Raw genomic sequence first — 986 nt, forward strand, 5'->3', positions numbered from 1 at the left:
GGTAGGTAGGGCGGAACCCTCATGATGACGATCCAATCCTTGGCTCATCGTCCGCCATGTAGGCGGTCCGCTTCACTCGAACGGACCATCTCCTGGGCGGGGGGACCATCTAGTTGGGACACCGACACGACTGCCTACTGCGGCATGTCCACGAACCGAGAGAACATCCCGTGGAACGCCACCGTGATGGTGTCCGTCGGCCCGTTACGGTGCTTCGCCACGATGAGGTCCGCCTCACCCTGACGCGGGTTGTCCTTCTCGTAGGCGGACTCGCGGTGCAGCAGGATGACCATGTCGGCGTCCTGCTCGATCGATCCGGACTCACGCAGGTCGGAGATCTGGGGCTTCTTGTCAGCGCGCTGCTCGGGACCACGGTTCAGCTGCGACAGTGCGACGACCGGCACCTGGAGCTCCTTCGCCATGAGCTTCAGCGCTCGCGAGAACTCGGAGACCTCCTGCTGGCGGCTCTCGACCTTCTTGCCCGAGGTCATGAGCTGCAGGTAGTCGATGACGACCATGCGGAGGTTGTGCTGCTGCTTGAGGCGACGGCACTTCGCTCTGATCTCGACGAGGGTCATGTTGGGGGAGTCGTCGATGAAGAACGGGGCGTCGTTGATGCGGCCACGGGTCTGGGCAATGGTCGTCCAGTCGCGGGAGTCGACGGTGCCCTTGCGCATGTTCTGCAGCGGCACGCTCGACTCGGCGGAGAGCAGACGCATCGCGATCTCGGCACGGCCCATCTCGAGGGAGAAGAACGCGGCGGTCTCGTTGTGCTTGATCGCGGCCGCGCGGCAGAGGTCGAGCGCGAGCGTCGACTTCCCGAGGGCCGGGCGGGCGGCGATGATGATGAGCTGGCCCGGGTGGAAGCCGTTGGTGAGGCCGTCGAGCTGCGCGAAGCCGGTCGGGACGCCGGTCATCTGCCCGTCACGGCCCTTGGCGGCCTCGATCTCGTCGAGCGCGGCGGAGATGGCGTCGGTCAGGGGGAC

At 65.8% G+C, this 986-nt stretch carries 1 protein-coding gene; it reads right to left on the reverse strand.

Annotated elements, in window-relative coordinates; translation table 11 throughout:
- Nucleotides 1–134: 134 nt before the first annotated feature.
- A partial coding sequence (gene dnaB / locus I5E_RS13020) for a replicative DNA helicase (protein WP_022907372.1) occupies nucleotides 135–986 on the reverse strand: 852 nt, incomplete at its 5' end.

This window comes from Curtobacterium sp. B18 (assembly GCF_000333375.1).
Lineage (GTDB): Bacteria > Actinomycetota > Actinomycetes > Actinomycetales > Microbacteriaceae > Curtobacterium.